A 14,802-nucleotide genomic window follows, 5' to 3' on the forward strand; every position below is an offset into this window, starting at 1 on the left:
TGCGCCTTACCCGGCCTACAGGGCCCACAGGGCATACGGGACATCGTAGGCCCGGTAAGCGCAGCGCCACCGGGCAGGTTTTTCAGCGTTACACCATCAAACTCACCTGCGCCGCCACAATGCGCCACCCGTAGGCAAACCGCACCCACGTCTGCTGCTGGCGGCCAATGCGTTCCGTGCTCTCGCGGGTAAATTCGGTGCTGCATACGGCATAATCCTCCCCGAAGGTGGTGATGACGGTGTGGCGCAACGTCCGCTGCAGCCCGGCGGCGGGGCGCGCCGCACGAAAGGCGCGGATTTCATCGATCCCGTAGAGATTTTCACCTGCCCCCAGCCGCACCGTGTTTTTGTCGTGCCAGAACAGCTCGTCCAGCACCGCAACGTTGTTGCTCACCAGCGCGTCCTCATAGCGGTAAAACGCGGCCGTCACCTCGGCAACCACCCACGGGAGGTTAATGTCATCGTGATTCATCATGCTGCTATCTCCGCCGGGCGGGCATCGGTGATGCCGCTCTCTTCCAGAACCCGCGCGACGCGCAGGCAGGCCTGCTCGTTAAACGGCGCGGCAATCAGCTGCAGGCCAATGGGCGCGCCCTGCGCGGTGCGCAGCGGAACGGTGGTCACGGGCAGGCCTAAAAACGAAATCGGCTGGGTCAGCATCCCCATGCTGGCGCGGATGGGAAGCGGCTGACCGTTAATCTCCATGGTCTGCTCGCCGATCCGCGTGGCGCTGCGCGGCGTTGCCGGGGCAATCAGCACGTCGGCCCGTGCAAACAGCGCGTGAAACGCCTGCCGTGCCTGCGCGCGAAACCGCTGGGCCTGAATGTACCAGGCGGAAGGGATCATCGCCCCGGCCAGCAGGCGTTCGCGGGAGTGCGGCTCAAAACGCTCGGGCTCCCGGCGAAGCGCGGGCAGGTACTGATTTCCCCCTTCGGAGGCGCTGATGATAAACGCCGCCGAACGCGCCAGCTCGGCGTCAGGGAACTGCAGCTCATCCTGCACGTCGAGCGCTTTCGCTACCCGCGCCACGGCGGCTCTGGCGTCTGCGTCGCACCAGGTGGTGAAGTAGCCGCCGAGCACCGCGCAGCGCAGGCCGTCAAGCCCGCGGTCAAGCAGGGGGCGCGTCTGTTCGCGCGAGCTCTCTGCCTGAAAACCGTCGCTGGTGTCCCGGCCCTGCAGCGCGTCGTACACGGACGCCAGGTCGCATACGCGGCGCGCAAAGGGCCCTATATGATCCAGGCTCGCGACAAACGGATGGCTGCCGGATCGCGACAGGCGGCCAAAGGTGGGCTTCAGGCCGTAGATGCCGCACAGGGAGGCCGGAACGCGAATCGAGCCGTTGGTGTCGGTGCCGAGCGAAAAGTGCACCAGCCCGGCGGCCACCGCGGCGGCTGAACCGCCGGACGACCCGCCCGCAATGCGCGTCAGATCGTGCGGGTTACGCGTCGCGCCGTAGTGGCTGTTCTCGGTGGTAAAGCCGTAGGCGTAGGCGTCCATATTGACCATCCCGGTCAGCAGCCCGCCCGCGCTGCGCAGCTGGCGCACGGCGAAGCTGTCGGCGGCGGCAGCGGGGCGCTGGCTGAACAGCTCGGCCCCGGCGAGGGTGGTGTGACCGGCAACGTCGAACAGATTTTTTACCGCGTAGGGCACGCCCGCCAGCGGCGGCAGGGGGCGCTTTTCCCGTCGCAGGGTATCGATATTGTCGGCTTCGGCGAGCATGCGTGCTTCCGTCACGGCGGTCCAGGCGCCGATCTGCGGGTTAACGCGCGCAATCCCCTCCAGCGTCTGGCGGGCGATCTCGCGAGCGCTCAGCTCCCCAGCGCTCAGCGCCTGCTGAATAGCGCTGATACTCATCTCGTGTAGCGTCATGCTTTATACACTCCTGCGATCTCCAGACGGTCGTCGAGCGGCAGCGCCATCAGCGGGGCGGCCATGCTGGCTATGCGGCTGAACTGCAGCTGCAGCTCGGCCCGGCGGGCGTCATCCAGCGTCACGCCGAGTACGGTTTCCATCTGCGCAAGATACGCCTGCCAGTCGGGTTGGTGTGTCGTCATTGTTTTCTCCTCAGAATCCGGCGGCCGCGCCGTTGCTGCGCGGGTCAAATGCCCCTTCAAACAGCCCGTTGGGGTGGCGAACAATGGCGCCCGCGTGGCCCATGGCTTCACTAAAGTCAGGGAATAGCTCCACCTCGTGACCGAGTGCCCGCAGGCGCGCGACCGTCTCGGGTGAAAAACGCCCTTCAAGCTTTAAGGTGTCTGAGGTTTGCCCCCAGGTGCGCCCCAGCAGCCAGCGTGGGCGGGTGATGCTCTCCTGCAGGGGGATGCCCTGGACAACGTAGCGGGTAAAGAGCGCGGCCTGGGTTTGCGGCTGTCCGTCGCCGCCCATCGAGCCGTAGACCATCACGCGCCCGTCCTTCAGACGCGCCGCCGCCGGGTTCAGGGTGTGGAACGGCTGTTTGCCCGGCGCGAGGGCCAGAAGATGGGCGGGATCGAGGCTGAAGGATGCGCCCCGGTTCTGCCAGACGATGCCGGTATCGGGCAGGACAACGCCGCTGCCGAACTCGTGATAAAGGCTCTGGATAAACGAGACGGCAAGCCCGCTGCTGTCCATCACCCCCATCCACACCGTATCGCCGGGGCCTTTTCCGGTTCCCCACGGCGCCGCGCGACTGTCGTCAACCCTGTCGGCAAGCGCCTGCAGGGCGGCGGGATCCAGCAGCTGCTGAACATCGGTTTTCAGCGCGCGCGGGTCGGTGATGTGGGCATCGCGCAGGCCAAAGGCCAGCTTGGTGGCTTCCACGATGCGGTGCAGGGTGTCGGCGTCGTCGGCCTCCGCCATGTTCAGGCGGTCGGTGATGCCGAGTATCGCCAGCGAGACCAGCCCCTGCGTTGGCGGGGCGTGGTTAAAGATCTCTCCCTGCTGATGCTCCAGCTTCAGCGGCGTGGTGCGCCGGGCCGCGTGGGCGTTGAGATCGGCCAGCGTTACGGGGAGACCCAGCGTCTCCATGCCGTGCGCCAGGACTTCCGCCAGCGGGCCGCGATAAAAGCTGTCGAGACCCTCTTCCGCCAGGCGCGTCAGGGTCGTGGCCATGGCGGGCTGGTAAAAGCGGCTCCCGACCTGCGGCGGCTTACCGTCCACCAGCCAGGTTTCCGCGAAGCCGGGGATGGCCTTCAGCTCGTCGAACTTGCTGGCCGTGGCGTGGGCCTGAGAGGCCGTGACCGGGGTGCCGTTCTGCGCATAGTCAATGGCGTCGGCCAGCAGGCGGGCCAGCGGCAGCGTTTTGCCGGTCATTTCGCGCGAGACCTTCAGCGCCTCGTCCCAACCGCTTACCGTGCCGGCGACGGTCAGCGCCGCACGGGGCCCGCGATGGGGGATATGCGCCAGACCGTCGTAGGCGGCAAGCGTGGCGCGCGAGCCCGCCGCGCCGCTGGCGTCGATGGCGATGGGGTCGCCTTCCGGCGGCACGATAAGCCAGAAGCCATCGCCGCCCAGCCCGTTCATATGCGGGTAAACCACGGCGATGGTGGCCGCTGCCGCGACCATCGCCTCTATCGCGCTGCCGCCTTCGCGCAGCACCGCCAGCGCGCTCTGGCTGGCAAGATTGTGGGGCGCAACGGCCATGCCGTGCGTGGAGACATTACTTTGCATGAAGCGTCCTCGTAACCCTGAAAGTCACAAGGTGCTGCAAAAGCTGTTCCAGTTCTGAAAGAAAAGTTTCAGTAAACTGGCACGTATAATGAATACATACAAAAAAGGTACAATGTAATGAAACAAAAGTTACAGAGGCGCTATGGAAAAGTTAGATGAACGTCTGAAAGCACAATACCCGTCGCTGTCGCCGCAGGAGCAGCGGGTGGCGGACTTTATATTCGACCATTTTGACGATCTGATTAGCTACAACAGCGCCGAGCTTGCGCAGCTGAGCGGGGTGTCGAAAGCCACGGTGAGCCGTCTGTTTAAGCGGCTGGGCTATGAGAAATATAAGGACATGCGCGACGAGCTGCGCACCCTGCGCCAGAGCGGAATGCCGCTCACCGATAATCGCGACGCGGTGCAGGGCAACACGCTGCTGGCGCGCCACTATAAGCAGGAGATGGCGAACCTGACCCAGTGGGTCAATGCCCTCGACGCGCAGCAGTTTGCCGACGCCATAGCCTGCATGGTGAAGGCGCGGCGCATCGTCATTATCGGCATGCGTAACGCTTATCCGGCGGCGCTGCACCTGCGCCAGCAGCTGCTGCAGGCGCGCGGTCAGGTGCTGGTCCTGCCGCAGCCGGGGCAGAGCCTGAGCGAGGAGCTGGTGGACTTAACGCCGGACGATCTGGTGGTGATGATGGCCTTTCGCCGTCGCCCGCGCATCATCCGCCCGCTGCTGCAGCAGCTTCAGAGCAGCGGTATTCCGGTGCTGCTGATGTGCGAGCTGCAGGCCCACAGCCTGTTTCCGCTGGCGAGCTGGCAGCTCTGCACCCCGCTGGACAGCGTCTCCGCCTATGACAGCTATTCGTCGGTTAACAGCCTGATCAACCTGCTGGCGAACGCCTTCCTGCATGAGATCCTCGATAAAGGCCGTCCGCGCATTCACGAGATCGCCTCCCTCTACCAGCAGTTGGACGAACTCGAACAGCGATAATGGGGCATCAGGCTGGTGCTTTGCATTAAAATGGTGCATAACGGCGGGGCGAAAATGGAGAGCGTTTTCGCCCCGCCCGCGTTTTATAAGGCTTTATTAGAAAAATCCCCGCTTCGCGTTATCTGGCACATTAGTTGCAAAATCAAATTCAAAGAATCTTTTGTTTCATGTTAACGTTACGGGGAAGCACCATGAAAAAACTGTTAATTGCACTGGCCGGGGCCGCATGCCTCTTCACACAGCTGCCGGCAAAGGCTGACCAGCTTCAGGATATTGAGAAGCGCGGCACCATCCGCATTGCCGTTCCGCAGGATTTCCCGCCGTTTGGCTCGGTGGGAACCGATCTGCAGCCGCAGGGCTACGACATCGACATGGCGCGCTATCTCGCTAAACAGATGAAGCTCAAGCTGCAGCTGGTGCCGGTGACCAGCGCCAACCGCGTGCCGTACCTGCAAACCGACAAGGTGGATCTGGTCATTTCCAGCCTCGGTAAAAACCCGGAGCGCGAGAAGGTAATCGACTTCAGCCGCGCCTACGCGCCGTTCTTCCTCGGCGTGTTTGGTCCGAAAGGGGCTGAACTGAAGGACGCCGCCGCGCTGAGCGGAAAAACCATCGGCGTGACGCGCGGGGCGGTGGAGGACATGGTGCTGACCGGCCTGGCGCCGAAAGACGCGGACGTGAAGCGCTACGAAGACAATAACACCACGCTCTCCGCCTACCTCTCTGGCCAGGTGCAGTACGTGGCAACAGGCAACCTCGTGGTGGCGGCCATTTCGCGCCAGAACGCGGCGAAAGCCCCAGTGCCGAGCTTTATGCTGAAAGATTCGCCGTGCTTTATCGGCCTGAAGAAAAACGAACCGGCCCTGAAGGCAAAAGTGGACGCGCTGATCGAGCAGGGCATTAAGGACGGCACGCTGAACGGCCTGTCCGAGCAGTGGCTGAAGGCCCCGCTGCCGGCAAACCTTGGCGCCTGAGCCGATGACGGAGCAACTTGATTTTTCAGCCCTCTGGCCGCACTGGCCGGCGCTGCTGGCGGGATTGTGGGTCACCGTTCAGCTGACGGTAATGGCCACCGTCGGCGGGCTGGCAATCGGGATTTTCGGGGCGGCGATCCGCAGCGGACGCACCACCTGGTTCAGCCGTATCTGGGGCGCGTACGTGGAAATCATCCGCAACACGCCGTTTGTGGTGCAGCTGTTTTTCATCGTCTTCGGCCTGCCGAATCTCGGGCTGAAGATGACGGCGGGGGAAGCGGCGCTGCTGGCCATGGTGGTGAACCTGGGCGCGTACAGCACCGAGATTATCCGCGCCGGCATCCAGGTCACGCCGAAAGGCCAATGGGAGGCCGGGCGCGTGCTGGGGCTTACCCGGCTGCAGACCTTTATCCGCGTGGTGCTGCCGCCCGCGCTGCAGCGCATTTACCCGGCGCTGGTGAGCCAGTGCATCATCGTGATGCTCGGCTCGTCGGTGGTGTCGCAGGTCTCGTATGAAGAGCTGACCTTCGCCGCCAACCTGATCCAGTCCAGAACGTTTTTAAGCTTTGAGGTTTATCTGGTGACAACCGGCATTTACCTGGCGCTGTCGATTACCCTGCGCCAGCTGATGATGGCGGCAGGACGCAAATGGCTGGGGGTGCAGGCATGATGACCACCTTTACCGACTGGGACATTATTCGCAACCTGCTGCTGGCCGGACGCTGGACGGTGCTGCTGTCGCTGGTGGCGTTTGTCGGCGGGGCGGCGGTGACGCTGCCGCTCCTGCTGCTGCGCCTTACCGGCGGGCGCACGGTGAAGCGCATCATCCGCGGCTATATTGAGCTGTTTCAGGGCACGCCGCTGCTGATGCAGCTGTTCCTGGCCTTCTTCGGCGTGGCGCTGTTCGGCATCGACGTCTCGCCGTGGACCGCCGCCTCGCTGGCGCTGACGTTTTACACCAGCGCGTTTCTGCTCGATATCTGGTACGGCAGCATTCGCGCGCTGCCGAAGGGGCAGTGGGAAGCGTCGCGCTGTCTGGGGCTGACCTTTGGACAGACCCTGTTTCGCGTGGTCGCTCCGCAGGCGCTGCGCATCGGCATTGCGCCGACGGTCGGCTTTGCCGTGCAGGTGATCAAAGGCACCGCGCTGGCGTCGATCATCGGCTTTGTCGAGCTGACCAAGGCCGGGACCATGCTGACCAACGTGACCTATCAGCCGTTTAAGGTCTTTGCGCTGGTGGCGCTGGGCTACTTTATTCTGTGTTATCCGCTGTCGCGCTACAGCCGCTATCTGGAGACGAAATTCAATGCCTCTCATCACCATTAATCAGGTGCAGAAGTACTACGGCGATAACCACGTGCTCAAGGGCGTCGATCTGGATATCGACATGGGCCAGGTGATCTCCATCATCGGGCGCAGCGGATCGGGCAAAAGCACGCTGCTGCGCTGCATCAACGGCCTGGAAGGCTATCAGGACGGCAGCATCAAGCTGGGCGGCATGACCATTACCGACCGGGATTCCCAGGCGCGCGAAATCAGCCGCTCGGTGGGGATGGTGTTCCAGAGCTTTAACCTGTTCCCGCACATGACGGCGCTGGAGAACGTGATGCTCGCCCCGCGTCGGGTGCTGAAGAAAAGCGCCGCCGAATGCCGCGAATTGGCCCAGCGCATGCTGGAGAAAGTGGGGCTTGGCGATCGTCTGGATTACTACCCGTCGAGCCTCTCCGGCGGCCAGCAGCAGCGCGTGGCGATTGCCCGCGCGCTGGCGATGTCGCCGAAAGTGTTACTCTGCGACGAGATCACCTCCGCCCTCGACCCGGAGCTGGTGGGCGAAGTGCTCAAGGTGCTGGAGCAGCTGGCGGCCGAGGGGATGACGCTCATACTGGTTACCCATGAAATGAATTTTGCCCGCGAAGTGGGCGACCGCGTGGTGTTTATGCACCAGGGGAAAGTCTGGGAGCAGGGCGACAGCAAAACGCTGTTCGCTAACCCGCAGACCACGGAACTGAAGCAGTTCATCTCCTCCGTGCGCGGCCTCAACTGATAAGGACTGAACAATGGATATCGCACACTTTCCGCAAATCAACCCGCCGCAGCGCCTGCTGATGGGGCCGGGCCCGATCAACGCCGACCCGCGCGTGCTGCGCGCCATGTCGAGCCAGCTGATCGGCCAGTACGATCCGGCCATGACACACTACATGAACGAGGTGATGGCGCTCTATCGCGGCGTGTTCCGCACCGAAAACCGCTGGACGATGCTGGTGGACGGCACCTCCCGCGCGGGGATTGAAGCCATTCTGGTCTCCGCCATTCGCCCGGGCGATAAGGTGCTGGTGCCGGTCTTTGGCCGCTTTGGTCACCTGCTGTGCGAAATTGCCCGCCGCTGCCGCGCGGAGGTGCATACCATCGAAGTACCGTGGGGCGAGGTGTTTACCCCGGACCAGGTGGAGGATGCGATTAAGCGTATTCGTCCACGCCTGCTGCTGACCGTGCAGGGCGACACCTCCACCACCATGCTGCAGCCGCTCGCCGAGCTTGGCGCGATCTGCCGCCGCTACGACGTGCTGTTTTACACCGATGCCACCGCGTCGCTCGGCGGTAACGCGCTGGAGACCGACGCCTGGGGGCTGGATGCCGTCTCGGCCGGGATGCAGAAGTGCCTCGGCGGCCCGTCCGGCACGTCGCCGATCACCCTGAGCGAGCGGATGGAAGAGGCAATCCGTCGCCGCAAGTGCGTGGAGGAGGGCATTCGCACCGACGCCCACCGCGACGGCGACGAGGAGATGGTCTACTCCAACTACTTCGATCTCGGCATGGTGATGGACTACTGGGGGCCGGAGCGGCTGAACCACCACACCGAAGCGACCACCGCGCTGTTTGGCGCTCGCGAATGCGCGCGGCTGATCCTGCAGGAGGGGCTGGATAACGGCATCGCCCGCCACAGGCTGCACGGCGATGCGCTGCTGAAGGGCATTCAGGCGATGGGGCTTGAGACCTTCGGCGACCTGAAGCACAAGATGAACAACGTGCTGGGCGTGGTCATCCCGCAGGGGATCAACGGCGACCTGGTGCGTAAGCTGATGCTGGAAGATTTCGGGATTGAAATCGGCACCTCGTTTGGCCCGCTGCACGGCAGGGTGTGGCGCATTGGCACCATGGGCTACAACGCGCGCAAGGACTGCGTGATGACCACCCTGAGCGCGCTGGAGTCGGTGCTGAACTACCTCAAATTCACCACCACCCAGGGGGCCGCCATGCAGGCCGCGTGGGACCACTATCGTCGCGAGACGCCGCAATGAGCCCGGCGGCAGAGCGGGTGATGGCGCGCGCCGACGCGCTGGCCGCCATCAGCGAAACCCCGGACGGCCTGACGCGGGTCTATCTCTCCACGCAGCATCTCCAGGCCAACCAGCTGGTTGGGGAGTGGATGCGCCAGGCGGGCATGACCGTCTGGCAGGACAGCGTGGGCAATATCTGTGGACGCTACGAGGGCGCGCAGGAGGGGGCGCAGGCGGTGCTGCTTGGCTCGCATCTGGACACCGTACGCAACGCCGGGCGCTACGACGGCATGCTCGGGGTGCTCACCGCCATCGAAGTGGTGGATAGCCTGCACCAGCAGGGGCGGCATCTGGCGCAGGCCATCGAGATTGTCGGCTTTGGCGACGAAGAGGGAACCCGTTTTGGCATCACCCTGCTGGGCAGCCGTGGTCTGACGGGCACCTGGCCGCAGGGCTGGCTGGAGACGTGCGATGCCCAGGGCATCAGCGTGGCGCAGGCGATGGTGCAGGCGGGGCTCGATCCCGCTCGCGTGGCGCTCGCGGCACGCCATCAGGAGGATTTCAGCGCCTGTCTGGAACTGCATATCGAACAGGGACCGTGTCTGGAGCAGGAAGGGCTGGCGCTGGGCGTGGTGGAAGCCATCAACGGCGCGCGCCGCCTCAACTGCCGCTTCACCGGCGAGGCCGGGCACGCCGGTACCGTGCCGATGAACCATCGTAAGGATGCTCTGGCCGCCGCCGCCGAGTGGATGGTGCTGATTGAAAACACCACCCGGCAGCAGGGCGGCAACCGGGTGGCAACGGTCGGAGAACTGCGCTGCCTGCCCGGCGCGGTCAACGTCATCCCCGGTGAGGTTGCGCTCTCGCTGGATATTCGCGGCCCGCAGGATGCCCCGCTGGACGCGCTGCTCGCTGAACTGCTGGCGCAGGCGCAGGCGATCGCCGCCCGTCGCGGGCTGAGCTTCAGCGCCGAGGAGTTTTACCGGATCGCCGCCACGCCGTGCGATGCGCGTTTGCAGCGCCTGCTGGGCGACGCGGTTGAATCGGTGCAGGGGCGCTCGTTATCTCTGCCCAGCGGCGCCGGGCATGACACCATCGCCCTGGCGGAACGCTGGCCGGTGGGGATGCTGTTTGTGCGCTGTAAGGGCGGGATCAGCCACCATCCGGCGGAATCGGTGATGGCTGAGGATGTTGCCCTGGCGATTGAGGCATTTAGGCAGGCGGTGAGAGCGCTTGGTGCGATCTGATTGTTGCCCGGCGCGCTGCGCTTGCACGGGCCTACGGGATGGGTAGGCCGGGTAAGCGGCAGCGCCACCCGGCAAGGAATCACATCACTCCAGCCCCAGCGTATATTGCGCGATCTTAAAGTAGATAATCAGCCCGGTACCGTCGATCAGCGTCGCGATAAACGGCGCGGAGACGACCGCCGGGTCAATGCCGCAGCGCTTGAGCACCATCGGAATGACGGACGAGACAATCGCACTCCACAGCGTAATGCACACCAGCGTCAGGCTGACGATGAGCGTAATCTCCAGCCCGATCCCCATCATCCAGGCGCGAATGCACCCGGCAATGCCGAGCGTCACGGCAATCATCAGCGAGGTGGTCATCTCTTTGCGCAGCACGCGGCCCACGTCGCGCAGATGAACTTCACCCAGCGCCATGGCGCGCACCAGCGTGGAGGTGATCTGCGTCCCGCTGTTGCCGCCCGTGCCGATCAGCAGCGGAATAAAGAATGCCAGCGCGATGGCGGACTCCAGCGCCTCTTCAAAATGCTGAATGACCGAGCTGGTGTAGGCTTCGGCGACAAACAGCAGCAGCAGCCAGACGGAGCGTTTCTTCCACAGGCTGAAGGCGCTGGTTTCCAGATAGGGCTTCTCCAGCGGCAGCGTCGCCCCCTGAAGCTGGGCATCTTCGGTGACGTCATCTTCCAGCAGATGGGCAATTTCCCGCTCGGTCAGGCAGCCGACGAGTTTGCCGTGGGTCACCACAGGCACGACATCTGCGTCGCCGTGCGCCAGCAGCCCTGCAACATCGGCACGTTCATCCTCCGGTTTGACCTGCAAAAACTGCGAAATCATCAGGCTTTTAATTGGCTGTACGGTATCTGTGGTCTGTAGCAGCTTGCGCACGGCAACCATCCCCGCAAGGCGGCCATTGTCTTCAATAAAAATATGCGACGGAATATCATCGTCTTTTAATTTTTTGAAGAATTGCTCGCGTGCCAGCGCCACGCATAATGCAATATCGAGGACGACAAAATCGGTATTCATATATTGCGCGACCGCGCTGTCATTGAATGCCAGGTTTTGGTTGTGAATAGCGTAAGACATAGTGAATTCCCTTTGAATAATAACATCTCTCAGGGGCGAGCAAGACAGGGCATGTCGAAGAGGAGATCCCCACGTCCTGGGTTCAGCACTGTACACCGTATCCCGCAAGGGAAGTTATACTGACAAAGCCTTGATTCGACAGTGCCTGTTTTACCCTGTGCCGGTTCTCTCGAACCTACCAGAGCGATAACGTGTATTTGTACAGGAGCCTCGCCATAACGAGATCGTTGTAAAACGAGAGGGATAATACGCCTGTTTAAATTTAGCGCTCAGAAAATTAAATAATGTTTAAGAACGGTTTAGATAAATATTATTAATAAAATGTTGAGGGTTTATTTAAGGTTATTCATTTTAAATGGAGAATTAAATAATTAACGGGGGAGAGGAAAATGGCGTGGCTTGATAATCTGCTGAATCATTTTGCGCTGTATCCGGCACATCTGTTCGCGCTGTTATTCGTGATGGCGCTGAGCAAATCGACGGTGCTGATCTCCTCCGTGCTGCCTCCCGCCTCGGTGATGCTGCTGGCGGGCATCGGCGTCAGCCAGGGGAGCATGCATCCTACCCTGGCGTGGCTGGCCGTGGTGATGGGGGCGACGGCAGGTTCGATGCTGAATTACCATATCGGCCAGCTGATGGGGCACACCCGGCTGGTCACGCGCTTCACGTCAAAGCATGCCGCTACATTTTTACGGGTCCAGCATCAGCTGCAAAAAAACGGCGTCATCGCCCTGTTTACGTCGCGCTTTCTGGCGGTGTTGCGTTATGTCGTGCCGCTGGCGGCGGGTATGCTCAGGCTTAACGCCGTCAAAGTCTACGCCGTCAGCCTGCTTTCCGCCTGCGCGTGGGCGGCGCTGTATGTCGGCGCGGTCACCGGCATCAGCGCCTTTTGAATTACAGACTTCCCATGCCGCCGTCCACCAGCAGCTCCGTTCCCACCGTGTAGCTCGACTCGTCGGAGGCCAGATAGAGCGCGGCTTTTGCCAGCTCCGTCGTCGAGCCCATTCTGCCGAGCGGCACCAGCTTGATGATTTCCGCCATCATCGCGTTAAGCGCCTCGTCGCTTAAGCCCGTTTTCGTAAACGCCGGGGTCTCCACCGGACCGGGGCTCAGGCCGTTGACGCGGATCCCGCGCGGCAGCAGCTCTGCCGACAGCGTGCGCGCCAGCGACAGCAGGGCGGCCTTGCTCGCGGCATACACGCTGCTGGTGGGCAGGCCGATGCGCGCGCTCACGGAGCCGCAGAGGATTATCGAGGACGGGTTATTCAGCAGCGGCAGCAGCGCCTGGATTAAAAAGAACGGCCCCTTCAGGTTGATGTTCATCAGACGGTCCCAGGCCTCTTCCTGCCAGGCTTCCAGCGGCGCGTGCGTCACGTCGCCGGCGTTGAGAAACACCGCGTCCAGGCGCGGCCAGCGGGCGGCGAGGGTTTCCGCCAGCGCTTTTTGCGAGGCGATATCGCCCGCATCGGTCGGGATCACCCAGGCCTTATCGCCCAGAATGCGCTCAGCTTCAGCGAGGGTGTCCGGGTTGCGTCCGGTCACGGCGACGCGGGCGCCTTCGGCGATAAACGCCTGCGCGGTGGCAAGACCGATGCCGCTGGTGCCGCCGGTAATCAACGTATACTTATCGGTTAAACGACCCATGTTCTTCTCCTGAAATGTCACTGGAGAAAGCACTATAGAAACGTTAGTATCGAAAGGAAACCAGGTACCAAATGGATACTAACGAGGCAAGAGGTGTGCTATGGCAGAAATGCTGGGTGAGTGCTGTGAAAAAAAATCTGAGGCCTATACCTGCCCGATGACGCAGTTTGTAAACCTGATTTCCGGCAAATGGGCAATCCCGATCCTTTATCGTCTTATTGTGATTAACACGCCTGTCCGCTTTGGCGATCTGCTGCGGGCGGCTGCACCCATCACCCAGAAAGAGCTGACGAAGCAGCTGCGCCTGTTTGAACAGCGCGGGCTGGTGACGCGGACTGTCTACCCGGAGATCCCGCCGCGCGTGGAGTATCAGATTACCGGGCTGGGGTTAACCCTGCAGGATGCACTCTCTCCGCTGGCTGCCTGGATGAGCGAGTACGGCGACCAGCTGGAGCGTTAGGCTACTGCTTTACGTAGCGCGGAGCCGGGATGCCGGTGCGCGCGCTGTTAAACAGCTCGAGGCGCGCCGCTTCGTAGCGGTCCCACAGGCTGACGTCATGCATCGGCGGGATGGTGATCGGTTCGCCCTGATCCAGACCCGCCAGTGACGCATCCACCATATCGTCGGTGGTCATCACCGATCCTTCCGGCAGATCGTCCACCGTGACGCCAGAATGGCTCCAGATCTCCGTCGCGGTCGCGGCGGGCAGCACGGCCTGAATGCGCACGCTGCTGTCGGCAAATTCTTCCTGCAGTCCGCGGGTAAAGCTCAGTACCCAGGCCTTGGTGGCGCTGTAGAGCGCGCTGCCCGCACGGACATGGAGCGATAACACCGAGGCGATATTGATCAGCGTGCCGCGATTGTTCCGCGCTAGTCGCGGGAGAATGGCGTAGGTCAGCCGCATCAGCGCCGTGGTGTTGAGGGTATTGATGGCCTGATGCTGCGCCACCTCGCCCGCGAGGAACGGCGCCATCTGCGCGGTGCCCGCGTTGTTAACCAGCGTATCAATGGCGGTATTGCTGCGCAGTTCCTCTTCCACCGCGCGGATCCCGGCTTCATCGGTGAGATCGGCCACCAGAATATCGACGGCCACGCCGTAGCGCGCGCGCAGGTCGGCGGCGAGGGTTTTCAGGCGATCCTCGCGGCGGGCGACCAGGACCAGGTTGGCACCGCGCGCGGCAAGGCGATCGGCATAGACGGCACCGATCCCGGAAGAGGCACCCGTGATCAGGGCGGTGGTGATTTGCGTAGTCATAATGCATTACCTCAGGCAAAGTGGGTTATATTGGTTTCAATATGAAACTGAATTAACTCTCTGTCATTTGGTTTTATAATGCAACCACATTGGCGAGATTTTTTTGCTTTTGCCTGGCGGGTGGGCTCAGGAGGGGAGTTTGGCCACGATCTCTTCAGGCGTCAGTTCGCGCCCGTCGTCGGCGATAAGCATCAGTTTTCGCAGCGGTTTGCGCTGTTCGCTATCGACGAGAACGGTGCCGCATTCGTTTTCCGCGAACAAAAATTCATTGCCCCACTGGGACAAGGCAACCAGCACGGTTTGCAGGGCGCGTCCCTTGTCGGTCAGGACATATTCCTGCCAGGCGCTGCCGTCGGAGGCGGGCTGAAGCCGGAGGATGCCTTCGTCCACCAGCAGCTTGAGCCGCGTGGTCAGCATGTTTTTCGCGATACCGAGGCTTTTCTGAAACTCGCCGAAGCGTTTAATACCGCGAAGCGCGTCTCGAACGATCAGCAGCGACCACCAGTCGCCGATGATATCCAGCGAACGGGCGACGGGGCAGGTGCTCTCTTCAAGGCGGGTACGTTTCACAGCGAATTCTCCGGTGGGGTGTGGTTTTATTATAAAACTAATTGGCACACTCCGTAAGCACGTTAATCATCAGTTTGAGAAATGCTTCCCGGAAAATTGTGACGAACCTGTCACACT

17 protein-coding genes and 1 riboswitch are annotated in these 14,802 nt (G+C 62.3%); of the genes, 9 read left to right on the forward strand and 8 right to left on the reverse strand.

Annotation, left to right across the window (positions count from 1 at the left end; all coding sequences use genetic code 11):
• Window positions 1-88: 88 nt before the first annotated feature.
• The 4 genes from hpxZ to hpxW are packed head-to-tail and all read right to left on the reverse strand — an operon-like array spanning window position 89 to window position 3,648.
• Window positions 89-475 (reverse strand): oxalurate catabolism protein HpxZ, encoded by a 387-nt coding sequence (gene hpxZ, locus L362_RS19100; protein ID WP_008499851.1) that lies wholly within the window; start codon window positions 473-475, stop codon window positions 89-91.
• Window positions 472-1,869: an AtzE family amidohydrolase gene (locus L362_RS19095; RefSeq protein ID WP_023343721.1), complete on the reverse strand. Its 1,398-nt coding sequence runs from the start codon at window positions 1,867-1,869 to the stop codon at window positions 472-474. Before L362_RS19095 ends, hpxZ begins: the two co-directional genes overlap by 4 nt.
• Window positions 1,866-2,054: an oxalurate catabolism protein HpxX gene (hpxX, locus tag L362_RS19090; RefSeq protein ID WP_008499849.1), complete on the reverse strand. Its 189-nt coding sequence runs from the start codon at window positions 2,052-2,054 to the stop codon at window positions 1,866-1,868. The genes L362_RS19095 and hpxX overlap by 4 nt, the downstream gene beginning before the upstream one ends.
• Window positions 2,055-2,064: 10 nt before the next feature.
• On the reverse strand, window positions 2,065-3,648 hold the full coding sequence (gene hpxW, locus L362_RS19085) for an oxamate amidohydrolase (protein WP_023343722.1): 1,584 nt from the start codon (window positions 3,646-3,648) through the stop codon (window positions 2,065-2,067).
• 142 nt (window positions 3,649-3,790) lie between these two features.
• Between hpxW and hpxU the strand changes: the two genes are divergently transcribed.
• The 7 genes from hpxU to hpxK all read left to right on the forward strand — a co-directional run bounded on the left by hpxU (window position 3,791) and on the right by hpxK (window position 10,129).
• Window positions 3,791-4,630: a MurR/RpiR family transcriptional regulator HpxU gene (gene hpxU / locus L362_RS19080; protein ID WP_023343723.1), complete on the forward strand. Its 840-nt coding sequence runs from the start codon at window positions 3,791-3,793 to the stop codon at window positions 4,628-4,630.
• Window positions 4,631-4,821: 191 nt separating this feature from the next.
• Entirely contained in the window at window positions 4,822-5,604 is a 783-nt protein-coding gene (locus L362_RS19075; RefSeq protein WP_008499846.1) for a transporter substrate-binding domain-containing protein, read from the forward strand.
• Between the two features lie 4 nt (window positions 5,605-5,608).
• Window positions 5,609-6,274, forward strand: coding sequence for an amino acid ABC transporter permease (locus tag L362_RS19070; RefSeq protein WP_023343724.1), 666 nt, complete (start codon window positions 5,609-5,611; stop codon window positions 6,272-6,274).
• The gene (locus L362_RS19065; RefSeq protein ID WP_071530936.1) at window positions 6,274-6,930 is read left to right on the forward strand and encodes an amino acid ABC transporter permease; all 657 of its coding nucleotides are present in this window, start codon (window positions 6,274-6,276) and stop codon (window positions 6,928-6,930) included. Before L362_RS19070 ends, L362_RS19065 begins: the two co-directional genes overlap by 1 nt.
• Window positions 6,911-7,648 carry an amino acid ABC transporter ATP-binding protein gene (locus tag L362_RS19060; RefSeq protein ID WP_008499843.1) on the forward strand — a complete coding sequence of 246 codons (738 nt, stop codon included), beginning with the start codon at window positions 6,911-6,913 and terminating at the stop codon, window positions 7,646-7,648. Before L362_RS19065 ends, L362_RS19060 begins: the two co-directional genes overlap by 20 nt.
• Window positions 7,649-7,661: 13 nt before the next feature.
• Entirely contained in the window at window positions 7,662-8,903 is a 1,242-nt protein-coding gene (locus L362_RS19055; protein ID WP_023343726.1) for a pyridoxal-phosphate-dependent aminotransferase family protein, read from the forward strand.
• Entirely contained in the window at window positions 8,900-10,129 is a 1,230-nt protein-coding gene (gene hpxK / locus L362_RS19050) for an allantoate amidohydrolase (RefSeq protein ID WP_023343727.1), read from the forward strand. The genes L362_RS19055 and hpxK overlap by 4 nt, the downstream gene beginning before the upstream one ends.
• 84 nt (window positions 10,130-10,213) lie before the next feature.
• Here hpxK and L362_RS19045 read toward each other — a convergent pair whose 3' ends face one another.
• Window positions 10,214-11,215 carry a magnesium transporter gene (locus L362_RS19045; protein ID WP_023292830.1) on the reverse strand — a complete coding sequence of 334 codons (1,002 nt, stop codon included), beginning with the start codon at window positions 11,213-11,215 and terminating at the stop codon, window positions 10,214-10,216.
• Between the two features lie 60 nt (window positions 11,216-11,275).
• A riboswitch (M-box (ykoK) riboswitch) is annotated at window positions 11,276-11,445 on the reverse strand.
• A gap of 159 nt (window positions 11,446-11,604) precedes the next feature.
• Here L362_RS19045 and L362_RS19040 point away from each other — a divergent pair.
• Window positions 11,605-12,108 carry a DedA family protein gene (locus tag L362_RS19040; RefSeq protein ID WP_023343728.1) on the forward strand — a complete coding sequence of 168 codons (504 nt, stop codon included), beginning with the start codon at window positions 11,605-11,607 and terminating at the stop codon, window positions 12,106-12,108.
• A 1-nt stretch (window position 12,109) separates the two neighbouring features.
• Here L362_RS19040 and L362_RS19035 read toward each other — a convergent pair whose 3' ends face one another.
• The gene (locus tag L362_RS19035) at window positions 12,110-12,859 is read right to left on the reverse strand and encodes an SDR family oxidoreductase (protein WP_023343729.1); all 750 of its coding nucleotides are present in this window, start codon (window positions 12,857-12,859) and stop codon (window positions 12,110-12,112) included.
• Between the two features lie 100 nt (window positions 12,860-12,959).
• Here L362_RS19035 and L362_RS19030 point away from each other — a divergent pair, with 100 nt between their 5' ends.
• Entirely contained in the window at window positions 12,960-13,319 is a 360-nt protein-coding gene (locus tag L362_RS19030; RefSeq protein ID WP_008499836.1) for a winged helix-turn-helix transcriptional regulator, read from the forward strand.
• A 1-nt stretch (window position 13,320) separates the two neighbouring features.
• Here the strand turns inward: L362_RS19030 and L362_RS19025 are convergent, their stop codons facing one another.
• Both L362_RS19025 and L362_RS19020 read right to left on the reverse strand, forming a co-directional pair.
• Window positions 13,321-14,115, reverse strand: a complete 795-nt coding sequence (locus L362_RS19025; protein ID WP_023343730.1) for an SDR family NAD(P)-dependent oxidoreductase — start codon at window positions 14,113-14,115, stop codon at window positions 13,321-13,323.
• Between the two features lie 126 nt (window positions 14,116-14,241).
• A complete protein-coding gene (locus L362_RS19020; RefSeq protein ID WP_008499834.1) occupies window positions 14,242-14,685 on the reverse strand; it encodes a winged helix-turn-helix transcriptional regulator in 444 nt (147 codons plus the stop codon).
• Window positions 14,686-14,802: the final 117 nt, after the last annotated feature.

The organism is Enterobacter sp. MGH 16 (assembly GCF_000493175.1).
Classification (GTDB): Bacteria; Pseudomonadota; Gammaproteobacteria; order Enterobacterales; family Enterobacteriaceae; genus Enterobacter; species Enterobacter roggenkampii.

Coding starts and splice junctions, on each gene's coding strand:
- hpxZ (WP_008499851.1), bottom strand. CDS start 475: ATGATGAATCACGATGACATTAACCTCCCGTGGGTGGTTGCCGAGGTG.
- L362_RS19095 (WP_023343721.1), bottom strand. CDS start 1,869: ATGACGCTACACGAGATGAGTATCAGCGCTATTCAGCAGGCGCTGAGC.
- hpxX (WP_008499849.1), bottom strand. CDS start 2,054: ATGACGACACACCAACCCGACTGGCAGGCGTATCTTGCGCAGATGGAA.
- hpxW (WP_023343722.1), bottom strand. CDS start 3,648: ATGCAAAGTAATGTCTCCACGCACGGCATGGCCGTTGCGCCCCACAAT.
- hpxU (WP_023343723.1), top strand. CDS start 3,791: ATGGAAAAGTTAGATGAACGTCTGAAAGCACAATACCCGTCGCTGTCG.
- L362_RS19075 (WP_008499846.1), top strand. CDS start 4,822: ATGAAAAAACTGTTAATTGCACTGGCCGGGGCCGCATGCCTCTTCACA.
- L362_RS19070 (WP_023343724.1), top strand. CDS start 5,609: ATGACGGAGCAACTTGATTTTTCAGCCCTCTGGCCGCACTGGCCGGCG.
- L362_RS19065 (WP_071530936.1), top strand. CDS start 6,274: ATGACCACCTTTACCGACTGGGACATTATTCGCAACCTGCTGCTGGCC.
- L362_RS19060 (WP_008499843.1), top strand. CDS start 6,911: ATGCCTCTCATCACCATTAATCAGGTGCAGAAGTACTACGGCGATAAC.
- L362_RS19055 (WP_023343726.1), top strand. CDS start 7,662: ATGGATATCGCACACTTTCCGCAAATCAACCCGCCGCAGCGCCTGCTG.
- hpxK (WP_023343727.1), top strand. CDS start 8,900: ATGAGCCCGGCGGCAGAGCGGGTGATGGCGCGCGCCGACGCGCTGGCC.
- L362_RS19045 (WP_023292830.1), bottom strand. CDS start 11,215: ATGTCTTACGCTATTCACAACCAAAACCTGGCATTCAATGACAGCGCG.
- L362_RS19040 (WP_023343728.1), top strand. CDS start 11,605: ATGGCGTGGCTTGATAATCTGCTGAATCATTTTGCGCTGTATCCGGCA.
- L362_RS19035 (WP_023343729.1), bottom strand. CDS start 12,859: ATGGGTCGTTTAACCGATAAGTATACGTTGATTACCGGCGGCACCAGC.
- L362_RS19030 (WP_008499836.1), top strand. CDS start 12,960: ATGGCAGAAATGCTGGGTGAGTGCTGTGAAAAAAAATCTGAGGCCTAT.
- L362_RS19025 (WP_023343730.1), bottom strand. CDS start 14,115: ATGACTACGCAAATCACCACCGCCCTGATCACGGGTGCCTCTTCCGGG.